General features: G+C 69.8%; 18 protein-coding genes. 6 read left to right on the plus strand and 12 right to left on the minus strand.

What is annotated here, in order from left to right; translation table 11 throughout:
• Nucleotides 1-212 precede the first annotated feature (212 nt).
• Nucleotides 213-1,553: an MFS transporter gene (locus L3Q65_RS13690; protein WP_237599874.1), complete on the plus strand. Its 1,341-nt coding sequence runs from the start codon at nt 213-215 to the stop codon at nt 1,551-1,553.
• Between the two features lie 132 nt (nt 1,554-1,685).
• Here L3Q65_RS13690 and L3Q65_RS13695 read toward each other — a convergent pair whose 3' ends face one another.
• Genes L3Q65_RS13695 through L3Q65_RS13705 form a run of 3 tightly spaced genes read right to left on the minus strand, consistent with a single transcriptional unit; the run spans nt 1,686 to nt 5,286 of the window.
• Nucleotides 1,686-2,846 carry an acyl-CoA dehydrogenase family protein gene (locus tag L3Q65_RS13695; RefSeq protein WP_237599875.1) on the minus strand — a complete coding sequence of 387 codons (1,161 nt, stop codon included), beginning with the start codon at nt 2,844-2,846 and terminating at the stop codon, nt 1,686-1,688.
• On the minus strand, nt 2,843-4,792 hold the full coding sequence (locus L3Q65_RS13700) for an AMP-binding protein (RefSeq protein ID WP_237599876.1): 1,950 nt from the start codon (nt 4,790-4,792) through the stop codon (nt 2,843-2,845). The genes L3Q65_RS13695 and L3Q65_RS13700 overlap by 4 nt, the downstream gene beginning before the upstream one ends.
• A 17-nt stretch (nt 4,793-4,809) precedes the next feature.
• Complete coding sequence (locus L3Q65_RS13705) at nt 4,810-5,286, minus strand: MaoC family dehydratase (protein ID WP_182889273.1); 477 nt, start codon at nt 5,284-5,286, stop codon at nt 4,810-4,812.
• 199 nt (nt 5,287-5,485) lie between these two features.
• Here L3Q65_RS13705 and L3Q65_RS13710 point away from each other — a divergent pair, with 199 nt between their 5' ends.
• Nucleotides 5,486-6,472, plus strand: a complete 987-nt coding sequence (locus L3Q65_RS13710; protein WP_237599877.1) for an AraC family transcriptional regulator — start codon at nt 5,486-5,488, stop codon at nt 6,470-6,472.
• Nucleotides 6,473-6,488: 16 nt separating this feature from the next.
• Here L3Q65_RS13710 and L3Q65_RS13715 read toward each other — a convergent pair whose 3' ends face one another.
• Nucleotides 6,489-7,640 (minus strand): CaiB/BaiF CoA-transferase family protein, encoded by a 1,152-nt coding sequence (locus L3Q65_RS13715; RefSeq protein WP_237599878.1) that lies wholly within the window; start codon nt 7,638-7,640, stop codon nt 6,489-6,491.
• A gap of 163 nt (nt 7,641-7,803) precedes the next feature.
• Here L3Q65_RS13715 and L3Q65_RS13720 point away from each other — a divergent pair, with 163 nt between their 5' ends.
• Together L3Q65_RS13720 and L3Q65_RS13725 are read left to right on the plus strand one after the other, a co-directional pair.
• Nucleotides 7,804-8,634 carry a thioesterase family protein gene (locus L3Q65_RS13720; RefSeq protein WP_237600889.1) on the plus strand — a complete coding sequence of 277 codons (831 nt, stop codon included), beginning with the start codon at nt 7,804-7,806 and terminating at the stop codon, nt 8,632-8,634.
• 79 nt (nt 8,635-8,713) lie between these two features.
• Nucleotides 8,714-9,409 (plus strand): GntR family transcriptional regulator, encoded by a 696-nt coding sequence (locus tag L3Q65_RS13725; RefSeq protein ID WP_220506598.1) that lies wholly within the window; start codon nt 8,714-8,716, stop codon nt 9,407-9,409.
• A 140-nt stretch (nt 9,410-9,549) separates the two neighbouring features.
• On the opposite strand, the gene L3Q65_RS13730 is transcribed toward L3Q65_RS13725, so the two are convergent.
• Complete coding sequence (locus L3Q65_RS13730) at nt 9,550-10,443, minus strand: CoA ester lyase (protein WP_182889269.1); 894 nt, start codon at nt 10,441-10,443, stop codon at nt 9,550-9,552.
• Nucleotides 10,444-10,463: 20 nt separating this feature from the next.
• Complete coding sequence (locus L3Q65_RS13735; protein ID WP_237599879.1) at nt 10,464-11,633, minus strand: CaiB/BaiF CoA-transferase family protein; 1,170 nt, start codon at nt 11,631-11,633, stop codon at nt 10,464-10,466.
• A gap of 162 nt (nt 11,634-11,795) precedes the next feature.
• Here L3Q65_RS13735 and L3Q65_RS13740 point away from each other — a divergent pair, with 162 nt between their 5' ends.
• Nucleotides 11,796-13,259 (plus strand): aldehyde dehydrogenase, encoded by a 1,464-nt coding sequence (locus L3Q65_RS13740; RefSeq protein ID WP_182889267.1) that lies wholly within the window; start codon nt 11,796-11,798, stop codon nt 13,257-13,259.
• Nucleotides 13,260-13,271: 12 nt separating this feature from the next.
• On the plus strand, nt 13,272-14,666 hold the full coding sequence (locus tag L3Q65_RS13745) for an MmgE/PrpD family protein (protein ID WP_237599880.1): 1,395 nt from the start codon (nt 13,272-13,274) through the stop codon (nt 14,664-14,666).
• A 61-nt stretch (nt 14,667-14,727) separates the two neighbouring features.
• Here the strand turns inward: L3Q65_RS13745 and L3Q65_RS13750 are convergent, their stop codons facing one another.
• Genes L3Q65_RS13750 through L3Q65_RS13775 form a run of 6 tightly spaced genes read right to left on the minus strand, consistent with a single transcriptional unit; the run spans nt 14,728 to nt 22,648 of the window.
• Nucleotides 14,728-15,777 carry a zinc-binding dehydrogenase gene (locus L3Q65_RS13750; RefSeq protein ID WP_237599881.1) on the minus strand — a complete coding sequence of 350 codons (1,050 nt, stop codon included), beginning with the start codon at nt 15,775-15,777 and terminating at the stop codon, nt 14,728-14,730.
• 17 nt (nt 15,778-15,794) lie between these two features.
• Nucleotides 15,795-17,291 carry a sugar ABC transporter ATP-binding protein gene (locus L3Q65_RS13755; protein ID WP_237599882.1) on the minus strand — a complete coding sequence of 499 codons (1,497 nt, stop codon included), beginning with the start codon at nt 17,289-17,291 and terminating at the stop codon, nt 15,795-15,797.
• Nucleotides 17,288-18,346, minus strand: a complete 1,059-nt coding sequence (locus L3Q65_RS13760; protein ID WP_237599883.1) for a hypothetical protein — start codon at nt 18,344-18,346, stop codon at nt 17,288-17,290. Before L3Q65_RS13760 ends, L3Q65_RS13755 begins: the two co-directional genes overlap by 4 nt.
• Nucleotides 18,343-20,535: an SMP-30/gluconolactonase/LRE family protein gene (locus L3Q65_RS13765; RefSeq protein WP_237599884.1), complete on the minus strand. Its 2,193-nt coding sequence runs from the start codon at nt 20,533-20,535 to the stop codon at nt 18,343-18,345. Before L3Q65_RS13765 ends, L3Q65_RS13760 begins: the two co-directional genes overlap by 4 nt.
• Nucleotides 20,536-20,551: 16 nt before the next feature.
• Nucleotides 20,552-21,628: a substrate-binding domain-containing protein gene (locus tag L3Q65_RS13770; RefSeq protein WP_237599885.1), complete on the minus strand. Its 1,077-nt coding sequence runs from the start codon at nt 21,626-21,628 to the stop codon at nt 20,552-20,554.
• Nucleotides 21,629-21,664: 36 nt separating this feature from the next.
• The gene (locus L3Q65_RS13775) at nt 21,665-22,648 is read right to left on the minus strand and encodes an ABC transporter permease (RefSeq protein WP_182889260.1); all 984 of its coding nucleotides are present in this window, start codon (nt 22,646-22,648) and stop codon (nt 21,665-21,667) included.
• Between the last annotated feature and the right edge of the window lie 63 nt (nt 22,649-22,711).

The following is a 22,711-nucleotide window of genomic DNA, read 5'->3' on the forward strand; positions in this document are numbered from 1 at the left end:
AGACGCTGACGGGAGCGCGCGTTCGCGGGCGGCCGGGCAGACTTTTCCGCACCGCCGCGAAAGTCGCGAAAAACTCCCGAGGTAACGCTTCCCGCCCGAATCCCGCCCGCCGGCGACCCGCCGGTTGACACCCGCGCCTCCGGCACGGACAGTGTGACTCTGCATTTTATATTTTACTTCTGACTGACACTCGGCCCCCTCAAGGAAGAGCTATGGACCAGCCTCAGCAGACCGTCGGCGTCCAGCCGCCCGGCACCACCGCGCCGTCGAAGAAGGACATGCGGCGCATCGCGATCGCCAGCGCCACCGGAACCGTGATCGAGTACTACGACTTCCTGATCTACGGAACCGCCTCCGCGCTGGTGTTCCCGCACGTGTTCTTCCCCGCCCTCGGACCGGCCGCGGGCACCGTAGCCGCATTCGCGACCCAAGGTGTCGCCTTTCTCGGGCGGCCGCTCGGCGCGATCCTGTTCGGGCACTTCGGCGACCGGGTCGGCCGCAAGAAGACCCTGATCACCACGCTGTTCCTGATGGGACTCTCGACCGTCCTGATCGGACTCATGCCGACCGCCGCCCAGATCGGCGTGGCCGCTCCCCTGCTGGTGCTGCTGCTGCGCATCCTGCAAGGCCTCGCCGTCGGCGGCGAATGGGCGGGCGCGACCCTGCTCGCGGCGGAAAGCGCACCCAAGGGCAAGCGCGGGTTCTACTCGATGTTCGGCTCGCTCGGCGGCGCGATCGCGGTCGTGCTGGCCAACCTGACGTTCCTGATCGCCGGCCTCACCATGAGCAACGAGGACTTCATCAGCTACGGCTGGCGCATTCCGTTCGTGGCCAGCGTGGTGCTGATCGGCGTCGGCCTCGTCGTGCGGTTGAAGATCGAGGAGTCCCCGGTGTTCCGCCGCGAGGCCGTGCGGTCCGGGACCGCGTCCGCGCCGCTCGCCGAAGCGTTCCGCAAGCAGCCGCGCCAGATGCTGTTCGGCTCCGGAGTGCTGGTCATGGTGTTCGCCTTCTTCTATCTCAGCGGCAGCTTCCTCGCTTCCTACGGGACCGCCCACCTGCATCTGGCCAAGACCACCGTGCTTTCGATCGGCGTGCTGGCCGGCGTCGTTTGGTGCGTTTCGATGATCGCCGGCGCGGTGCTGTCCGACCGGTTCGGCCGGCGCCGGGTCATCCTCGTCTCCACCTTCGTCTCGGTGGCCTGGGCGCTCGCCCTGTTCCCGGTGCTGGACATCGGCACCGCCTTCTCCTACGGCGCGGGAGTCTGCCTGACGCTGGTCTTCGCCGGGCTCGTCTTCGGGCCGGTCAGCGCGTTCATGCCGGAGCTGTTCATCACCCGCTACCGCTACACCGCGGCCGGCTTCTGCTACAACGTCGCCGGCATCCTGGGCGGCGCCGTCCCGCCGCTGGTGGCCGCCCCGATCATCGGAGCGGCCGGATCGCTCGCGCTGGGCGGGTTCCTCGCGGTGCTGGCGTTGATCAGCGGGGTGTGCACCCTCGGGCTCAAGGAGACCCGCCACTACGAAATGGACCGGGGCGAACTCGTCGCCGGGTGAATCGCCGGGCCGCTGGCCGGGAGTCTGCCGCAGGGCAGGCTCCCGGCCAGTTTGCTATGCACTTGCTCGCACAACGCGAAAACGGGCGGGCTCCCGGCAATCCGCCGGGAGCCCGCCCGTTCTTCGCTGGCCTCAGTAGGAGCGCGGCAGCCCCAAGACCTGCTGCGAGACGTAGTTCCGCACCATCTCCTGCGAGAACGGCGCGTTGCGCAGCAACCGAACCTCCCGCCACAACCGCTCGACGTGGTACTCCTTCGCGTACGCGTACCCGCCGAGTGTCGAGAACGCCCGGTCGCACGCCTCGAAACCGCCCTCAGCGCCCAGATACTTCGCCGCCGCGGCTTCCGGACCGCATGGTTTGCCCTCGTCGAACAACCGCGCCGCCCGCATGACCATGCCCTCCGCGGCTTCCAGCCGGATCCACGAGTCCGCCAGCGGATGCGCCACGGCCTGGTTCTGGCCGATCGGCCGGTCGAAGACCACCCGGTTCTTGGCGTACTCGGTGGCGATGTCCAGCGCGGCCCGGCCGAGGCCGATGCCTTCCATGCCGACCACGATGCGTTCCGGGTTCAGCCCGTCCAGCAGGTAGTAGAACCCCTTGTCCACCTCGCCGACCAGCCGGTCCTCGGGCACGAACAGGTCGTCGATGAACAGTTCGTTCGTGTCGATCGCCGCGCGGCCCAGCTTCTCGATCTCCCGCACCGTGATCGCGTCGCGGTCCAGGTCCGCCAGGAACAGCGACATGCCGTACAGCGGCTTGTCGTCCCGCCGCGGCGAGGTTCGGGCGAGCAGCAGGATCTTCTGCGCGTTCTGCGCGTTGGTGATGAAGACCTTCTTGCCGTTGATCTTCCAGCCGCCGTCGACCTTGGTCGCCTTGGTCTTGATCCGCGACGTGTCCACCCCGGCGTCCGGTTCGGTCACCCCGAACGCCATCAGCAGTTCCCCCGCCGCCAGCTTCGGCAGGTATTCGCGCTTCATCTCCTCCGAGCCGTACTTCACGATCGGCGCGGGCGGGAACACGTAGAAGTGGATCGCCGAACCGCCTGCCATCCCGGCGCCCGACGCGGAGATCTCGCCCATCATCACCGCGGCCTCTTCCAGGCCGAGGCCGATGCCGCCGTATTCCTCCGGGATCATCGCGCCCAGCCAGCCGCCCGCGGCGAACGCCTTCACGAACTCCCACGGGTATTCGTGGTTGCGGTCCTTGTCCAGCCAGTAGTCGTGGTCGAACTTGCGGGCCAGCTCCCGCGTCGCCTTCCGGACGATCTCGACATTGCTTTCCGGATCGGTCATTGCGCGTTCTCCTCCGCGAGTACCGGGATGTCTTCCAGCGGCGTGGCCGGGTCCAGCGAGGACAGGTCGCCGACCGGGGCCCCGACGAACCGCGCCCGGATGGCGCGCCGCATGATCTTGCCGTTCTTGGTTTTCGGCAGCGTCGGCACGACGTACACCTGCGGGGCGAACGACTTTCCCGCGTTCTCCAGCGCGACCTCGTGCAGGTCGGCGGGTTCCGCGCCGCCGGCGCGCAGCACCGCGAACGCCACTGCTCGCTGGCCGCGCAATTCGTCCGGCGCGCCGATCACGGCGACCTCGGCGATTCGCTTGTCCCGCAGCAGGGCCGCCTCGATCTCCGCCGGGCCGACCCGGCGGCCGGCCAGTTTGAGCGTGTCGTCGGAGCGGCCGTGGATCCGCCACTGCCCGGCACTGTCCACACTGCACAGATCGCCGTGCACCCAGACGCCGGGGAACCGGGCCCAATACGTGTCGAGGTAGCGCTCGCGGTCGTGCCAGAACGCGTGCGTCATCCCCGGGAAGGTGTTGCGCACGGCCAATTCGCCGATCGCGCCGACGAGCGGCCGGCCTTCGTCGTCGAGTACCGCCGCGTCCACTCCGGGCAGCGGGCCGGTGAACGCGGCCGCCTCAGCGGGCAGGAACGGGTAGCCGATCAGCAGCCCGCCGCCGACCTCGGTGCCGCCGCTGTAGTTCACGATCGGCACCCGGCGCTTTCCCACCTGGTCGAACAGCCACCACCAGGTCGGCTCGTCCCACGCTTCCCCGGTGGAGACGAACGAGCGCAGGGTGGCCAGCTCGTGGCCCGGCTTCTCTTGTGCCGCCCGCAGCGCGCGTGCCGCGGTGGGCGCGATTCCCTGCACGGTGACGCCGTTGCGCTCGGCCACCTCCCACATCCGGTCCGGCGTGGGATGCGTCGGGAGCCCCTCGATCATCACGATGGTGGCGCCGAGCTGCAGCGGACCGGTCATCAGCATCGGCCCGACCAGCCAGCCGAGATCGGTGATCCAGCAGACGACGTCGTCGGCGTGCACGTCGAAGCCGTAGGCGAAATCGACGGCGGTCTTCACCGCGAACCCGCCGTGGGAATGCACGATCCCCTTCGGCCGGCCAGTCGTGCCCGACGTGTAGACGACGGTGAGCGGGTCGTTCGCCTCGGTCGCGGCCGTCTCGACCGGCGCGGGCGACGGGTCCAATTCGTCGTAGTACCGGTCACGGCCGTCCGTCATCGGCACGTCCGTGCTGAGATGGCGGACCACCACGACCGTGCGCACCGACGGCGCGTCCGCCAGTGCCGCGTCCGCAGTCGCCTTCAGCGGGATTTCCTTGCCACGCCGCGTCGTCCCGTCCGCGGTGACCAGCGCGACCGCTTCGGAATCCTGCAGCCGGGTGGCGAGGGCGTCCGCCGCGTAGCCGCTGAACGTCGGCACCGCGATGGCACCGAGCATGGCGATCGCGAGGAACGCCACGACGGCCTCGGGCACCACTGGCATATAGAGCACGACCCGATCGCCCCGGGAAACGCCGAGCGCGGCCAGGTTCGCCGCGAACCGGCGCACCTGCTCGTCCAGTTCGCCGAAGGTCAGCGTGCGCCGCTGCCCCGAATCTCCCTCGTAGACCACCGCGGTCTTGCCCGCGAGCTCGCCGCGGGCGTGCCGGTGCGCGCACAGCTCGGCGACGTTGACCCGGCCCCCGCGGAACCAGCGAGGGAACGGCTTCCCCTCGGACTCGTCGAGCACCCGCTCGAACGGCTCCGCGAAGGCGATGTCCAAGTCTTCGACTACCGCGCGCCAGAACCACTCCGGGTCAGCGATCGCCCGCCGGTTCGCCTCGGCCACGCCCTCCGCGTCCGCGGGCAGGCCCCACCTCCGCAGCGCGGCGAGATAGCGGCTGCGGTCCCGCACCTGCCCGGGCGGGAGCCAGGCGAAGCCCGTCTCGTCCTGAGCCATGTCCGGCCCCTTTCCGTTCAGCTTCGCGCGGCGGACGCCTCGGCGGCGGACCGCTTCAGCATCAGGCCCGCGCGCAGGGCGTCGCACACGATCTCGTCGCGCTGGTTGATGCCGAGGTGGCGGAACATCACGATGCCGGAATCGCCGCGGCTCTTGGACTCGCGCTTGCTGACGATTTCGGTGCGCACGTGGATCGTGTCGCCGTGGAACACCGGCTTGGGGAAGGTGATCTTCTCGAAGCCCAGGTTCCCCAGCGTGGTCCCCTGGGTCGTCTCCGGCACCGTCACCCCGGAGACCAGGCCGAGAATGAACAGGCTGTTCACCAGCCGCTGGCCGTAAATGGTGTCCTTGCTGTACTCCGCGTCGAGGTGCAGCGGAGCCAGGTTCAGCGTCATGACGCTGAACAGCGTGTTGTCCGCCTCGGTGACGGTGCGGCGGGTCGGGTGGTCGATGACCATCCCCGGTTCGAATTCCTCGAAGTACAGGCCTGCCATCCGGTGTCCTCTCCCCGCCGCGCGCTCGGCGCGGCTCCTGATCGATCGTCTCGGCTGCTGCGGTCCGGGCAGGCCCGCGCCTCCGCGGCCGCCTCGCACGCAACAAATATAAAATATACTCTCGACCGGTCACCGTCTAGCCGGGTTGTGCATATCATATATTCTTGACGCTCGGCTGGGACAATCCGAGGAGGCACCGATGCCCGATCGCTCACCGCCCGCCGCGCCGCCCGGGCCGGTCCGTTTCCGCACCGCCGACCTCGAGACCGCGCGGGAGCAGGTGACGCGCACGTTCGCGAGCCATGACGTGCGCGTCTCCGACCGCGCCGGCATGCGATTCCGGCTCGACCTCGCGCCCTCGGCGCACCTCACGATCGGGCGGATGGGCTACGGCGCGGACACCACGATCGTCGGTCCGCCGATGCGGCTGTGCTACCACGTGAACCTCCCCGCCACCGGCACCAGCACGGTGGAGCAGCACGGCGCGCGCCGCACGTTCGCGGCGGGCGAGGCGGGAGTGACCTTCGTGCCGCAGTCCCCGGTGCTGGTGCAGTGGAGCGCGGATTCGTGGCAGTACCACGTCAAGCTGCCGAAAGACCTGCTCGAGGCGCACGCGGCGAAACTGACCGGGCACGCGGTCCGCGAGGAGATCGACTTCGACCTCACGTTCTCGCTGCGGTCGAGCACCGCGCAGGCGTTCCTCGCGACAGTGAGCTTCCTTTACGCCGAACTGAGCCGCGACGGCGGACTCGCCACCGTTCCCGCCGCGTGCCACGAGTTCGAGTCCGCGCTGATGACCCAGCTGCTCATGACCGTGCCCAGCAGCCTCAGCGCGCGGCTGCACAGCCGCCCCGCCCACACCCGGGGATCGCGCATCCGGGAAATCGTCGACTATCTCGACCGGAATCCCGAGAAGACCCTCACCACCGCGGACCTGGCCGCCATGGCCGCCATCAGCCCCCGCGCGCTGCAGGCGGGCTTCCAGGAGGCGGTCGGCAAGTCCCCGATGGCCTACCTTCGCGCGGTCCGGCTGGACCGGGTGCACCGGGAGTTGCTGTCCGGCGCGGCGGATTCGGTCACCGCCGTCGCGGCGCGCTGGGGGTTCTATCACCCCGGCCGGTTCGCGCAGCAGTATCGCGAGCGGTTCGGGATGCTGCCGTCGGAGACCGCCCGCCCGCGCGGCTGACGGGCGGTCTCCGGGGTCAGGCCGACTGTTCCCGCGGCTGCGTCCACGCGGTCAGCAAGCGGTCCAAATCCAGCACCGCGGCGTCCGGCGCGGACGGCTCGCGCGCCGGAGTACGGCTGAACCGCGGGGCAGGCCGCGGGTGCAGCACGCCGCCGACCCGGCCGAACACCGCCCGCTCGGCGTTGTGCGGATGCCCGGCCGCCTCGTCGAACGTGAGCACCGGCGTCACGCACGCATCGGTCCCCGCGTAGATCCGGGCCCATTCGTCCCGGTCCTTCGCCGCGAAAGCGGCCGCGATGAGCGAGTGCAGCCGGGGCCACGCCGCGCGGTCGTCCTGGTCCGGCCACCCGGTCAGGTCGACGCCGAGCCGGGAGACGAACTCGCGGTAGAAATCGGGCTCCAGCGCGCCGACCGCGACATACCGGCCGTCGGCGCAGCGATAGGTGTCGTAGAACGGCGCACCCGAGTCGAGATAGTTCGTGCCGGGTTCGTCGGAGTAGCGACCGGCCGCGCGCAGGCCCTGAAGTTTGGCGGTCAGCAAGGCGACGCCGTCGATCATCGCCGCGTCGAGCACCTGGCCGCGGCCCGACGACCGTGCTTCGAACAGTGCGCTCACGATGCCGAAGGCAGCCACGAGCGCTCCGCCCGCGTAGTCGCCGAGCAGGTTGACCGGCGGCCGCGGCGCCTCCCCTTTCCGGGCCATCGCGTGCAGCGCGCCGGTCTGGGCGACATAGTTGATGTCGTGGCCTGCCTGCTGCGCGAGCGGGCCGGACTGGCCGTATCCGGTCAGCCGCGCGTACACCAGTGCGGGGTTCCCGGCCAGCAGGACCTCCGGCCCCAGCCCGAGGCGCTCCGCGACGCCGGGCCGGTACCCCTCGATGAACACGTCGGCCGCTTCGGTGAGCCGCCGCACCGCCCGCACGCCCGCCGGCGATTTGAGGTCGGCCTGGACCGTGCTGACCCCCCGGTTGGCGAGATCGTGCTCGGCGGCCATGCCCTCGGTCTGCCCGAGCGCGCGGCCCCGCTTGTTCGCCGGCCGCGCCACCCGGATGACCTCCGCGCCCAGGTCGGCCAGCAGCATGCTGGCGAACGGCGTCGGCCCCATCCCGGCGAGCGCCACCGCACGCACCCCGGCCAGCGGTCCGGGCGGGGTCGTCTCGGTCGTCATCGGCACTCCTCGGGGATCCATCTCATGATTGCATATTATGTATTATTTATCGGCTGCGGCAAGAGTGAACCAGGTCGCGGGACGGACCCGGCGGGACGCCGGGTCCGCGCATCCAGCACTGTTCACAGCATTACATATAAAATGTTATATTTGCTAGGTGACCATGGCCTTCTTCACCGCAGAACCGGGCTCCGGCGGCGAACTGCTGCATCCGCTGCCCGAAGCACGCGCCAGCTGGGGCGGCGGCAATCAGCTGCGCGGGATGGCGACCAGCGGCGCGCTCGCCCGGGCCGCCGAGCACGCCGTCGGCCCGGGCCTGTTCCGTCCTGCCCGGTGGACGGTCGACCTGTTGCGCCCGGCCGGATTCGTCCCGTCCGTCGCGCGCGCGGAATTCGTCCGCCGCGGACGTCGGCTTTGCCTCGTCGAAGCGACGCTCTGGCAGGGAGAGGTCCTCGTCGGCAAGGCGTCCGGATTGTTCCTCGCCGCCGGCTCCCCCAGCACCGGCACCGTCTGGGCCCAGCCGGAGCGCCCGCGAACGCCGCCGCCGGACCTGCGTCCCGCGACGGAGGAGCCGCGTGTGTTCTACAGCGAGGGCGTCGGCTGGACCGGCTCGCCCGAGCAGCACCAGAACTCCGCGCGCAAGACGCTGTGGGTGTTCCCGCAAGAGATCGTGCGCGGAGAACGGCCCACGCCGTTCCAGCACGCGGCCACCGCCGCCGACCTGGTGAACCTCGTGACCAACTGGGGCGATACCGGACTGGAATTCATCAACGCGGACCTTACGCTCACCCTCGGCCGGGTGCCCGCGGACGACCTCGAACTGGGCCTCACCGCCGGCCATCGCGTCGAACACGACGGCGTGTCGGTCGCCACCGCGACGGTATTCGACCGCAGCGGACCGCTCGGCACGGTCAGCGGGACCGCGCTGCTCGCCGCCGCGCCGGTCGATCCCCGGCAGGTCGGTGCGCCGTCGAGCCTGCCGGCCGTGCCATAATCACCCGCCGTTCATATATCATGTTCTTTACTGAACTACAGGTCCTCGAAGCTGCTTCGAGGCATTGGGGAGGTGGCCCGTGGCCGACGAGCTGACCCGGCTGCGCGGCGGCGACCGCCGCCAGCAGCTGCCGGAGGAAGTCGCGACCTACGTCCGGGAACTGATCATGTCCGGGGATGTCAAACCGGGCGAGTTCCTCCGCACCGAGCCGATCGCCGAGGCGGTCGGGGTGAGCAACACGCCGGTGCGCGAAGGCCTGCTCTCCTTGCGCAGCGAGGGCTTCGTGGAACTCGTGCCGCGCCGCGGGTTCGTCGTGGCGCCGGTGTCGCGCCAGGACGTGCGCGACCTGTTCTGGGCGCAGGCCCAGTTCTCCGCCGAGCTGGCCGCGCGGGCGGCGAAGAAGATCACGCCCGAGCAGCTCGACCGCCTCGAAGCGATCAACGAGAACTTCGCGAAGGCCGCCGGCACCGGCGACCAGGACGCCATCACCCGGCTCGGCCACGAGTTCCACCGCCAGCTCAACCTGGCCGCCGACTCCCACCGGCTGACGCTGCTGCTCAGCTCCGTGGTCAAGCACCTGCCGAACCGCTTCTACGCCTCGATCGAAGGCCACGTGAAGCACACCCTCGACGACCACGCGGAGCTGCTGCAGGCGTTGCGCGGGCGGCACGTCCGCAAGGCGCGCACGATCGCCGAACGGCACATCCTCGACGGCGCCGACAACGTCGTGCGGATCCTCGAGGAACGCGGCCTCTGGGCCGACGAGGCGGAATAAGTCCACACAGGACGGCGCCGGGTTCCGCACGACGGGCTTGCGCCCACGAGCGAGATGTCCGTGAGGAGAGCCCTGAGGGAATCCGATTCCCTCAGGGCTCTCCTCACGCACCACAAGAACCAGCCGGCGCGGCTGCTCGATCAGGCGTTGGCCGCGATCGCCTCCGCCTGCGCGACGATCCCCTCCGCCGTCTTCACGTGCGCGATGTCGATGTGCTGGCCCTCGAAGTCCACCGCGGCGCTGCCCGCCGCCTCCGCCTTGCCGAACGCCTCGATCAGCCGCCGGGCGTGGTCGACCGCCTCCGGCGTCGGCGTGAACACCTCGTTGGCGATCGCCACGTGCGACGGGTGGATGCACACCATGCCGCGGTAGCCCAGCTGCTTGTTGTCCAGGCAGAACTGACGGGCGCCGTCCAGGTCGCGGATGTCCTGCCAGACCCCGGCCACCGGATGGTGCAGCCCGGCCGCGCGGGCGGCGAGCACGATCCGGCTGCGCAGGTACAGCGTCTCCAGCCCGGCCGGGGTGAACTCGAAGCCCACTTCGCGGCCGACGTCGGCGCTCGGGCCGGTCGCGCCGAGCAGGCTGGACACTCGCGGGGTCGCGGCCGCGATCTCCTCGCAGTGCGCCATCGACGCCGCGGTCTCATAGCTCACGATCAGCCCGACGCTCCCGGCGGGCAGACCCTCGCGCGCCTCCAGGTGCGAAACGACCGCGTCGATCCGCACCAGTTCCTCGGCGTCGAACACCTTCGGCAGGAACAGCCCGGCCAGCCCCGGCCGGACGACCGCTTCCAGATCCGCGCCCTGCAGACCGCTGACCGACGCGTTCGGCCGCACCCAGAGGTCGGCGCGCACGCCCTGGGCGTGCAGCCGGTCGATCGTCTCGGCGACGACCGGGCGCGCCTCGTCCTTGTTCGCCGCCGGCACGGAGTCCTCGAGGTCGAGGATCAGCGCGTCGGCGCCGGACGCGAGACCCTTGTCGGCCCACGACGCCTTGTGGCCGGGCACGAAGAGCATGGAACGGTACGGCTTCATCGAAGTTCTCCAGTGATCGGTCAGGATTCGTACAGGACGCCGGTCGCGAACAGCTTTTCGACGTCTTCGGTCGCCAGCACCTCGCTGGCGACCGCACGGGAGTCGGCGCCCACCTTCGGCGCGACAGGAGAGCGGTCCGGGCGCGCACCGTCGAACGTCCACGGCGGGCGGAGCAGCGCGAGGCCGTCCGGCTGGTGGTCGGCGATCTCCAGGTGCCGCATCTGCGGATGGCCGAGGTAGCCGGTCATGGACAGCACCGGAGCGAACGGCACGTCGTGCTCGGTCAGCACGCGCTCCCAGTGCTCCTTGGGCTTGCGCGCGAACTCCGCCTCGACGATCGGCACCAGCTCGAAGTAGTTCGCCTCGCGCGGCCGGTATTCGGCGAAACGCGGATCCTCCAGCAGATCCGTGCGCTCCAGCGCGCGGCACAGCGATTGCCAGAATTTCTGCGACGACGACAAGTGCACCGCGAGATACTCGCCGGTCGAGGTCGGCACGCAGAAGTTCTGCGCCTGCGGATGCCTGCTGGTGCGGCTGGGATCGTGGCCGAGCTCGAAGGCCTGGGTGATGCCGTCGGCGGTGAGGACGCTGACCGCTTCCATGATCGAGGTCTCCACCCGCTGCGGCTGGCCGGTCTTGAGCCGTCCGACGAGCGCGGCCAGCACGCCCGCCGCCGTCGTCAGCCCGGTGACCAGGTCCGCGCTCAGCCCGCCCGCCAGCTGCGGTCGCCCTTCGTCGCCGAACAGCGAGTACAGCCCGCCGAACGCGTGCCCGATCGTGTCGTAGGCGGGCCGGTCGGCCAGCGGCCCGGTGGAGCCGAATCCGGTGACCGAGCCGTAGACCAGGTCCGGCCGCAGCGCCCGGCATTCCTCCGGGCCGAGGCCCATCGCGGCCAGTTTGCCCGGGCGGAGGTTCTCCAGCACCACGTCGAAACGGGGCACCAGCGCCTTGACCAGATCGACCCCCTCGGCCGTCTTGAGGTCGACCGACAGGCTGCGCTTGCCCGCGTTGTACTGGCGGAAGTACGGGCTCTCCTCGTTCATCCGCCGCCGGAAGTCCTCGCCGAAGACCGGCTTCTCCACCTTCACGACCTCCGCGCCGAGGCCGCACAGCATCGAGGTCCCGAACGGGAGCGAGATGTAGCCCCCGATCTCCAGGATCCGGATGCCGTCGAGTGGCTTGTGCTGCATGTCGCCCGCCTTCGCTCCAGGGGGTGGCTTAGATAATATTTTATATTATCTGGCGGACGTCTCGTCAACCCGGCGAGCGGAGCCCATCGAAGCCTGGTCTAGATATTTTATATTACGTATGCTTGATTGAGGCTTCCCCGGACAACCTAGGAGCGTGCCCTGATGCCCGCGCAACTCCCGCTGTGGCAAGGCCACTACGACAAGCTCTTCCTCGGCGGCAGGTGGGCCACGCCCGCGTCCGGCCAGGTCTTGGAGGTGATCTCGCCTTCGACCGAGGAGGTGGTGGCCCGGGTCGCACAGGGCGCCGAGGCGGACATCGACACCGCCGTCGCCGCCGCGCGGGACGCGTTCGACCGCGGTCCCTGGCCCCGGATGCCGCTCGAAGAACGGATCGCGGTCCTGCGCAAGCTCAGCGCCGCGCTCGCCGAGCACGAAACCGACATCGCGCACCTGGTGAGCGCCGAGATGGGCTGCCCGATCACGCTCTCGACCAAGATGCAGGCGATCGGCCCCCGGCTGCTGCTCGACGCGTTCCTCGGCCTCGCGCCGGACTACCCGTGGCAGGACACCCGGCGGTCGGCGACCGGGCACGCCCTCGTCACGCGCGAGCCGGTCGGCGTGGTCGCCGCGATCGTGCCGTGGAACGCGCCGCTGCTGATCACGATGATCAAGCTGGCCCCCGCGCTGCTGGCCGGCTGCACGATGGTGCTCAAACCGTCCCCGGAAACCCCGCTCGACGCGTATCTGCTGGGCCACCTGCTGGAAAAGAGCGGGCTGCCCGACGGGGTGGTCAACATCGTTCCGGCGGGGCGGGAAGTCAGCGAGTACCTGGTCCGGCACCGCGGCGTGGACAAGGTGTCGTTCACCGGTTCCACCGCGGCCGGACGCCGGATCGGCGCGCTGTGCGGGGAAGACCTGCGGCGCTGCACGCTCGAACTCGGCGGCAAGTCCGCGGCGGTACTGCTCGACGACGCCGACCTGGACGCCGCGATCGCCGCGGTGCGCGCCGTGTCGCTGCGCAACACCGGCCAGGTGTGCAGCAACAAGACGCGGATCGTCGTCGCTCGCTCGCGCCGGGACGAACTGCACGACCGGCTGATCGACTTGATCGGGTCGATGCCGGTCGGCGATCCGTTCGACCCGGCGACCGAGATCGGCCCGCTCGCCAGCGCGGCCCAGCGCACCCGCGTCGAGGGCTATCTGGCCGACGGCAAAGCCTCCGGCGCGTCGCTGCTCGTCGGCGGCGGCCGGCCGGACGGGCTGGAGCGCGGCTGGTACGTCTCCCCCACCGTTTTCGCCGACGTCGACCCGGACGCGAAGATCGCCCAGGAGGAGATCTTCGGCCCGGTGCTCACCGTGCACACCTTCGACACCGAGGACGAGGCGATCGCCATCGCCAACAACTCCGACTACGGCCTCAACGGGTCGGTGTTCTCCGCCGATCCCGAACACGCGCTGGCCGTGGCCCGGCACATCCGCACCGGCACGGTCGAGGTCAACGGCAACCCGGTCGGTTTCACCGCGCCGATCGGCGGCTTCAAGAACAGCGGCATCGGCCGCGAGGCGGGCCCCGAGGGCTTCGACGCCTACGTCGAGCTCAAGTCCTACGGCCTGCCCCTCTCCTGAAAGGCAATTTCTGTGAGCACCTTCTCCCCCGTCGAAGAAGCCGCCGCCCGGCTCGTGACCGACCTGACCTTCGACGCGATCCCGGCCGAAGCCCTCGCCGGGGCCCGCCGGCTGCTGCAGGACCAGCTCGCCTTGCAGGTGGGCAGTGCGGCATTGCCGTGGAGCCAAGCCGTGCTCGACGTGACCCGCGCGTCCCACGCCCCCGGCACGGCGCACGTCGTCGCGAGCGGCGACGCGATGAGCGCGGCCGACGCGGCGTTCGTCAACGCGACCTTCGGCCACGGCTTCGAATACGACGACGCGCACCGCACCAGCTCCGCGCACCCGGGCAGCTGCGTGGTCTCCGCGGCGCTGGCCGTCGGCGAAGAACTCGGCGCGGACATGCGCGACGTGCTGACCGCCGTCGTCGCGGGATACGAGGTCTACACCCGGATCGGCACGCTGGCAAACCCGGACCTCCTCGTGCGCGGGTTCCATCCGCACGGGCTGCTCTCGACCTTCGGCGCCGCCGCGGTGGTCGCCAAACTGCGCGGATTCGACCTGGAGACCACCGGGCACGCGCTCTCGATCGCGCTCAGCCACGCCTCGGGGACCACCGAGTACACCTCCGGCGGTGGCTCGATCAAGCGCGTGCACTCCGGCATCGGGACCCGGGGCGGCATCCGCGCCGCGGAACTCGCCGGTGCGGGCATCACCGGCCCGACCACCTTCCTGACCGGCGGCAAGGGCTTCTTCCGGGCGTTCGCGGGGCGGGAAGTCGGCGACGAAGCAGCCGGTGCGTTCGGGCTCGGCCAGACCTTCGAGATCTCCCGCATCTGGCTCAAGCCCTACTGCTGCTGCGGGATCAACCACGCCTACGTCGACGGCGCGCGGCAGCTGACCGGGAAGCCGGATCAGGTCGAATCGGTGCTGCTGGGCATCCAGACCGGCGGCGACGTGGTGATCGGCAACCAGAACCGCAACGCGTACGCGCCGAAGATCATCGAACACCTCCAGTACAGCCTGCCGTTCCAGTTCGCGCTGTCGATGCTGGGCCGCGGCAACGGGTTCTCGACGCACCAGGCTTATCTGGCCGGGCAGCTGGACCTCGGCGAGGACAGCGACGTCGCCGCGCTGGCCAGGAAGGTGAAGATCGAGGTGCGGCCGGACCTCGACGAGCAGTACCCCGGACGCTGGGTCGCGGACCTGACGGTGACCTATCAGGACGGCCGGACCGAGCACCTGTTCGTGGACAACCCGATCGGCACCGCGGAAAACCCGATGTCGCAGGCGGATCTGGACGCGAAGTTCCACGACGTGCTGTCCTCCGCGCTCACCGAGGACCGGCGCGCCGAGCTGCTGCGCGCGATCAAGGACGGCGATCTCGACCAGCCGGCCGCCGAGTTCGCGAAGCTGCTGCGGGTCTGAACCGACGAAAAAGCGCCGACGGGTCCGGAAGAACCCGTCGGCGCTTTTTCGCTGCCGCGAATCAGAATTCGATGACTGCCTTGCCGCCGGTCTGCTTGTCGAACGCCGTGTAGGCCTCGACCGCGTCGTCCAGCCGCCAGCGGTCGGTGAAGACCCGGTCCGCCTCGACCCCGTGCCGGGCGATGAACCGGGCGCAATCCGCCTGGCCGACCGGCGAGAACGTGTACGAGCCGACCACCGTCAGCTGCTTGCGGATCAGGTCCGGGCTGACGTCGAGCGTCACCGTCGAACCCTCGCCGACAAACGCCACCGAGCCCCACTTCGCCGCCGACTTCACGGCCGCGGCCCGGGCGGGCGGAGCGCCGGAGCAGTCGAGCGCCTTGGTCACGCCCTTGCCGCCGGTCAGTTCCCGGATCGCTTCGACCGGATCGACCGACGTCGAGTCGATCGCGTGCGCCGCACCGAAGTCCTTCGCCCGCGCCACGCGTTCCGCGGCGATGTCCACCGCGATCACCTCGGCGCCCATCGCCGCGGCGAGCTGCACCGCGGCCTGGCCGACCGGACCTTGGCCGAAGACTGCCAGCGTGTCGCGCGCGTTGACCTCGAGCCGGGTCAGCGCGCCGTAGGCGGTGCCGGTGCCGCACGAAATCGCGGCCCCGGCGGCGAAACTCAGCTCGTCCGGCAACGGCACGAGCGTCCGCGCGGGCACCTTGAGGTAATCCGCGTGGCCGCCGTGCGCGGTCGCGCCGTAGATGACGTTGCCGCGTTCGCACATCTGCGGCCAGCCGGTCCGGCACAGGTCGCAGAACCCGCAGCCGTCGTAGTGGTGGACCATCATCCGGTCCCCCACCCGCACCGCCCGGGGGTCGACCGCCGTGCCGATCGCGGCCACGACGCCGCACGGCTCGTGCCCGCCGATGAACCCGGCGTCGTCGCCGGTCATCCCGAACGCGGCCAGCGCCTGTCCGGCCGGCGCCCGGTAGAAGTGCAGGTCGCTGCCGCACATGCCGGACGCCTTCATCTCCAGCACCACCTCGTCCGGCCCCGGTTCGGGGTCGGCGAACTCCTGGATTTCGAGCACCCGGTCGCCCTTGAAAATGACTCCGCGCATGAGTTTCTCCGTCCTTTTCAGTGCACTGCGGCGAACATCAGGCTTTCCTCGTCGGCTTCCTCCGGCGAGAACTCCGCGGCGATGCTGCCCGCGCGCGCCACCAGGACGCGGTCGGACAGGGCCTGGATCTCCGGCAGGTACGACGAGATCACCACGACCGCGACGCCGTCGTCGGCCAGTGCCCGGATCATCGCGTGGATCTCCGGAATCGTGCCGAGGTCCACGCCCCGGGTGGGCTCGTCGATGATCGCCACGAGAGGTTTCCGGGTCAGGCCCTTGGCCAGCACGATCTTCTGCTGGTTCCCGCCGCTCAGCTCCTCGACGGTCGCCTTGGTCGGCTGCAGCGTCCGGACGTGGAACTGTTCGACGAACCGTTTCGCGACCGACTTGCGCGAACCGGGCCGGAAGAAGAACGGCAGCCGGCGCGCGCTGCAGAGGTGCCCGAGGTAGATGTTGTCGGCGATGGTGAGGTGGCTGAAGAAGCCGGAGGCCTTGCGGTCCTCGGTGATGTACACGATCCCGGCCTTGCGGGCTTGCCGGGGCGTGCGGAACCGCACCGGCTCCCCGTTGAGCCGCACCCGGCCGCCGCGCAGCCGCCGCCGTTTCATGATCCCGCTGACGATCATCGCGGTCTCGCTGCGCCCCGCGCCGACCAGCCCGTAGATTCCGACGATTTCCCCGGCGTAGGCGGAAAACGCCATGTTGCGCACCACCGGCAGCAACGTCACGTCCTCGACCTGAAGCGTCGGCGTCGGCTCGGGCGCGCGGTTCGGCTCCACCCGGCCCATCTCGACAGTGCGGCCGACCATCATCTTGACCACGCGGTCGCGGCTGAACTCCGGCCTCGCCAGCGTCCCTTGGACCACGCCGTCGCGCAGCACGGTGATCCGGTCCGCCTGCTCGAACGCCTCGTCCAGCATGTGCGTGATGAAAATGACGCCGATGCCGCGCTTTTTCAGCTGCTGCATCGACAGGAACAGCTGCAGCCGTTCCTCCGGGGTCACCGACGACGTCGGCTCGTCGAGGATCACCAGCTTCGCGTTGCGGTGCACCGCGCGGGCGATCTCCACCATCTGCTTCTGCCCGACGCCGAGCGCGCCCGCGGCGACGTCCGGGCGGATGTGGAAGTTGTGCGATTCCAGCAGTTCGCGCGCGACGACGTTCAGGTGCCCGAGATTGTTGAACACCTTCTCGTCGCCCATGAACAGGTTCTGCGCGACGGTCATCGACTCGACCAGCGAGCCTTCCTGGTACACCATCGCCACGCCGGCCTCGACCGATTCGCGCGGCGTGGTGAACGCCCGCGCGACCCCGTCGACCTCCAGCGTGCCCGAATCGTGCGCGACCGCGCCGGAGACGATCTTGACCATGGTGGACTTCCCGGCGCCGTTCTCGCCGAGGAGTGCGTGGATTTCGCCCGGCCGCACGTCGAAGTCGACGCCGTCGAGCGCGTACGTTCCGCTGTAGCGCTTGCTGATGTTCGTCAGCCGCAGCACCGGGTCTTCTGTGCTCATGCGTCCTCCAGGCGCAGCAGGTTCCGGCCGCCGCGCGCGGCCGCGACCACATGTCCGTTGTGGACAGTCAGGCCCGTGACCCCGTGCCGGGGGCTGTCGACCCTCGCGTGCGCGCTCTCGGCGACGCGGCCGGTCGGGTCCATCCGGAACACCAGCCCGCAGGACCGGGCCGGAGCCCAGCTCTTGACGACGCCGAGCACGCGCAGCTGGCCCATTTGCATCGTGTCGGTGAACGGGTCGCCCGCGCGCAGGCGCGGGACGAACCATTCGTCCGGGCTGATCTTCTCGGTCATCTCGGCCAGCAGCGCGGGTTCGTCGAGCAGCAGCTCGGTGACCCGGTTGCGGATGTAGGGCGCGGCGAACCACCAGCCGTCGTCGCCCACGTGCACCCGTCCCGGATAGACGGGCAGGTTCGAGCCCAGCGCCCGGCCTCGTTTGCCCGGCGCCGACCGCGCTTCGACGCGGTGGTCCAGGCTCAGCGACAGCAGCATTTCATCGTCGGAGACTCCGACGCCCGACGGCCACGCGAGCCTCTCCGCGACCACTTCGGCCTGCGCCCTATGCACCCGCACGAGCAGTCCGGACCGGTCGCCGGCGACGAGTGCTCGCGGCCACTCGGCGACCTTCGTCGAACCGACCGTCGCCAGCAGCGCGGAGCCGTCCGTCGCGAGAGCAGTCACGCACGTGGTGACCGCCGCGTCGGTGCACACGTCCTCCGTTTCGCCGGACTGCGCCACCGAAACCAGACCACGTCCTGCCACCGCCGCGATGATCACGTCGTCCCGCACGGTCAGCGCCGTTACCGGGCTGCCGAACGAGACCAGGCGCGTCACCTCGTCGGCGCGCACCGAGAAGACGTCGTTGCCGCTGCTGAACGCCAGTCCCCCGGCGGTCACGACCACGTCGTCCGGCTCGTACTCGCCCGCGGGCAGCAGCTCCGCCGCGCCGTCGAGCCGAAGGTTCGGCCGCAGTCCGGTGTCCATCGGGGGCACCGTCCGGGCGCGGCCCCAGTTCGGATTGATCCATTCCTTGACGGTGTCGAGTACCGGGCTCATCGCAGCGCCTCCGCGGCCTCGCGGACCCCGGCGGTACCCGGCACGGCGGCCGGGTCGAGGTCGCCGACCTCGCTCGGGTCGAGTTCGAGCTTGCCGATCCGGTTGTTGCTGACGCCGCACAGGTACAGGTGCCCGTCGCGTTCCTTCACCGCGGTCACCATCGGGTAGTTCTCCATCGTCTCGTCCCACAGCACGGCGAGGATCTCGCCGCGGTCGCTGAACTTGATCGCGCAGGAGGTGTTGAGCTGCGGCACCACCCAGTTGTCGACCGCCGCCTCGCGGGTCATCCGCCGCCGCACCGCCGGGTAGCGGCCGAGCAGGTCGGACATCTGCGTCCGCATGGCGCACAACGGCATCCAGTAGTTGCCGTCGGAGGACCGGTTGATGTTGTCCGGATAGCCGGGCAGGTTCTCCAGCACCGGTTCCAGCTGCCCGTTCTTGGGCCCGGCGATCCAGAGCCGGTCGACGCGGCACAGCCCGGTGCTGGCGATCAGGATCGACTCGCCGTCGTGCGCGGTGCAGATGCCGTTCGGGAAGACGTAGTTCGACACCACGACCTCGGTCTTGCCCTCGGGCGTCACCCGGATCACCCGGCCGTTCGGCCGGAATTCCACCAGCTCAAGCAGGAAGTCCGCGGTGTTCGTGCGGGTGGAGAAGTCCGAGGCGTAGATCGAGCCGTCCGGCGCGATGTCCAGGTCGTCGATCGCCCGCAGGCCCGAATCGTCGATCAGCGACAGCGGGCTGCGCTTGACCTTGTTCGCGACCAGTTCGGGTTCGCCGTCGGCGCCGATGCGGTAGATGCCCATGCCGCCGACCGCGACGACCAGGCGGCCTTCGGCGTCCCACGCGTGTCCGCACGGGAATCCGCCGGTGCGCGAGAAAATCTCGCCCTCGGTGTCGTCCAGGCCGCGGAAGCGCCACACCCAGCCGCGCTGGTCGCCGCAGTACACGTTGCCTTCGCCGTCCACCGCGCAGTCCTCCGCGCCGCGGATCTTGCCGAGCCCGACCGGCGGCGCGTCGGTGAGCCGACGATTGAGCGACCAGACGGTGCCCGGTCGCGTGACGTCGACCAGCGGACCGAGGCTGAGCCGGGCCGGGTCGATCTTCAGCTTCTCCACCGCGCGCTGCCGGTACTTGCCCCATTTGAGGTCCAGCACGGTGAACACGAGCAGCACGGCGGCGAGGATGACGGTGTAGTACGAGCCTTGCGCGCCGTCCGAGACGGTCGCCTGCTCGATGATCGTCACCACCGCCACGCCGACCGCCGCGCGCAGCACCGAACCGCGGCCGCCCTTGATGCTGACGCCGCCGAGCACCACCGCGGTCAGTGCGATGATCTCCCAGCTGTTGCCGACGTTCGGGTCGGTCCGGGCCAGCCTCGCCGACGTCAGGACCGCGGCTGTTCCGGAAAGCGCGCCGGACAGCACGTAGGCCCAGAACGTCACGGCGGTGACCGGAATGCCGTTGCGCCGCGCCGAGCGGCGGTCCGAACCGGTCGCGGTGACCCACCAGCCCCAGCGGGACCGGGTGAGCGCCAGGTGCACGACGATCAGCACCACCGCGAAGAGGAACCACGCGGTCGGGATGCCCAGAATCCGGCCGTCGTTGAAGAAATCCCAGACGAGCGACGGCTTCGTGACGCCGATCTGCGTGCTGTTCGCGTTCTGCAGCACCGAAGCCGCGCCGCCGAAGGCGATCAGCGTGACCAGAGTGGTGATGAACGGGCGCATCCGAAGGATCGCGATGAGATATCCGTTCACCGCCCCGAGCACCGCGCCCGCGACGATCGCGGCGGGCACCACCAGGGCCGTCGGCCACAGCCACACCCGGTCCGCGACCATCGCGCCGAGCCCGCAGAAGCCGACGATCGACCCCACCGACAGGTCGATGCCGCCGCCCACCAGCACCACGGTCAGCCCGATCGCGAGCAGCCCGTACTCGGACACCTCGTCGAGCACCAGCGGCGCGTTGGCAGGCCCGACGTTGGTCGTGGCGATCACGTAGACGCACAGCGCGAGCGCGAGCACCAGCGGCACCGCGCCTTCCATCCACCGCTTCTCGAACAGATCCGAGACGGTGCGGTAGCGGGCGATTCTTTCCGTGGGACGGCCTCCGGTCATGCCGAAGGCGTCCAGCCCGCGCCGCAGCGGACGGAAACCGCTGCGGCGCATCGGAGACGACGTTGTCATCAGGCCTCGTCCTCGCTCACTTGCTCTGGTAGCAGGCGATGGTGGTCTGGTCGATGTTCGACTTGTCCACGACCGTGCTCGACACGTAAGCGACCGAATGCGAGGCGCCCGGCTTGACCCCGTTGGTGAGCAGGTTCTGCACCGCGACCGCACCGGCTGCCCCGATGCCTTGGACGTCGTAGGCGGCCGAGGCGGTCACCACGCCCTGCTTGAGCGCGTTGCACCAGTCCTTGTCCGCGTCGAGCGTGTAGACGCCGACCGAACCCGGAGCGATCTGGCCGCGCCCTTCGGCGGCCTTGACGGTCTGCCCGACGGTGACCGAGTTCAGGTCGAAGGTGACCATGAAGCCGCACACCTTGCCCTGCTGCTGTTGCAGCACCGACTCAGCGGCGGCCTGCGCCTGCGCGTTCTGGAACTGCGAGTGCGCGACGAGGGTCTTGTAGCCCTCTTTCTCCACGACGTCCTTGATGCCCTGGTCCCACAGGATCGAGGCCGGGTCGTTGCCGGGGCCGTCGATGATGGAGATGGTCTTGGGAGCGTTGCGGGAGTTGCAGTCCGAGACCGCGCGCTTGGCGATCGACTGGGCCGCGCCGTAGACGTCGACGCCGACGAACGCGTCCCCGAGCCGGGTGGAGGGCATGTTCAGCATGACGGTGTAGATCCCGGCCTTCTGCGCGCGGTCCACCGCGTTGTCGAGCAGCCCGAGGTCCTGGTTCTGCAGCACGAGCACGTCGGCGGCCTTGCGCGCGATGAGGTCGTTGATCGTGTTGATCATCCGGTCGCTGCTGAAGTTCGAGTCGTAGACCTTGAAGTCCGCACCCAGGTTGTCGAAGGTGCGCTGCATCGTGGTGCCCCAGTTCTCGGTGAGCTTGTAGCCCTTGTAGAGAATCGGGACGAAGGCGATCTTCTTGCCCTTCAACGCGTCGTGCGACTTCTGCCGCATCGGCATCAGCTGCTCGTTGCCGCTGAACACCGCGTTCGTCGCGGCCGCGGCCGAGTCCGAGGACCCGCCGCCGACCGAGCACGCGGACAGCCCCGCGGCGCCCAGCGCCGCCGTCGCGGCGAGCACGGACAGCTTCCTGGTGATCTTCATGTGCTTCCTACTTCCGTTCCCCGGCGTCGTTGCCGGTCACAGTTCCCCGGATTTCTCGGTTTCCTCGTTGCGCGGATGCAGCCACGCGTCGAACGCGATCGCGGCGGCCAGCACCGCGCCGCGGATGAGGTCCTGCACGGCGGTGCTCAGCCCGTGCAGCACCAGCAGGTTGTTGAGCACGCCCACGAACAGCGCGCCGGCGAGGACGCCCAGAATCGTGCCGCGCCCGCCGGACAGCGAGACGCCGCCGATCACCACCACCGTCAGCGCGGTGAACAGGATCGGGTCGAACGACGTCACGGTCGTCTGCACGCTGCCCTGGATCGACACCGTCACGAACCCGGCCACCGCGGCGAGCAGCGCGGACAGCACGTAGGTGAGGATCTGCAGCGGCCGCACCGGCGCGCCGGTCGAGCGGGCGGTCTCGAAGTTGTCGCCCATCGCGCGGACCAGCCGCCCGGGCGAGGTGTAGGCGATGAACAGCCAGGCGAGCAGGAACGCGCCGCCGGCGATGAGCACCGGCCTCGGCACGCCGAACACCCCGCCCCCGCTCAGGTGCGACAGGAACGACCCGGCGGGCACCCCGTAGACGTTCTGGCTGAGGAACAGGATGTCGATCCCGCCGATCGCCAGCATGCCGGTCGCCAGCGTCACGAACAGCGCGGGCACCTCGAAGACGGCGACGAGGATGCCGTTGACCAGCCCGATCGCCAGCGCGAGACCGGCCATCAGCGCGATCGCCTGCCATTCCGGCATGCCCTCGCTGATGAACGCGAGCGTCGCCTGCGCACAGCCGAGCCCGATGCCGGCCACCGACAGGTCCAGCCCCTTGCCGAGGATGACGATCGCCTCGCCGATCGCGAGGATGCCGAACGCGGCGGACAGGTTGAGGATGCTGCCGAAATTGCCTGCGGTGAGGAAATTCGTCGTGGTCGCTCCCGCCACGAGGGCGAGCAGCACGGTGATGACGAGTACCAGGTAGGTCTGGTCGAAGCCGCCGAGGCGTGCCCGGAGCGGCACGCGTGGCTTCGTTGCCACTGTTGCGGTAGTCATGGGATTCCCGGTTCGATGGGTGGGACAGCG

The organism is Amycolatopsis sp. FU40 (genome assembly GCF_021903635.1).
In the GTDB taxonomy this organism is placed as follows: domain Bacteria; phylum Actinomycetota; class Actinomycetes; order Mycobacteriales; family Pseudonocardiaceae; genus Amycolatopsis; species Amycolatopsis dendrobii.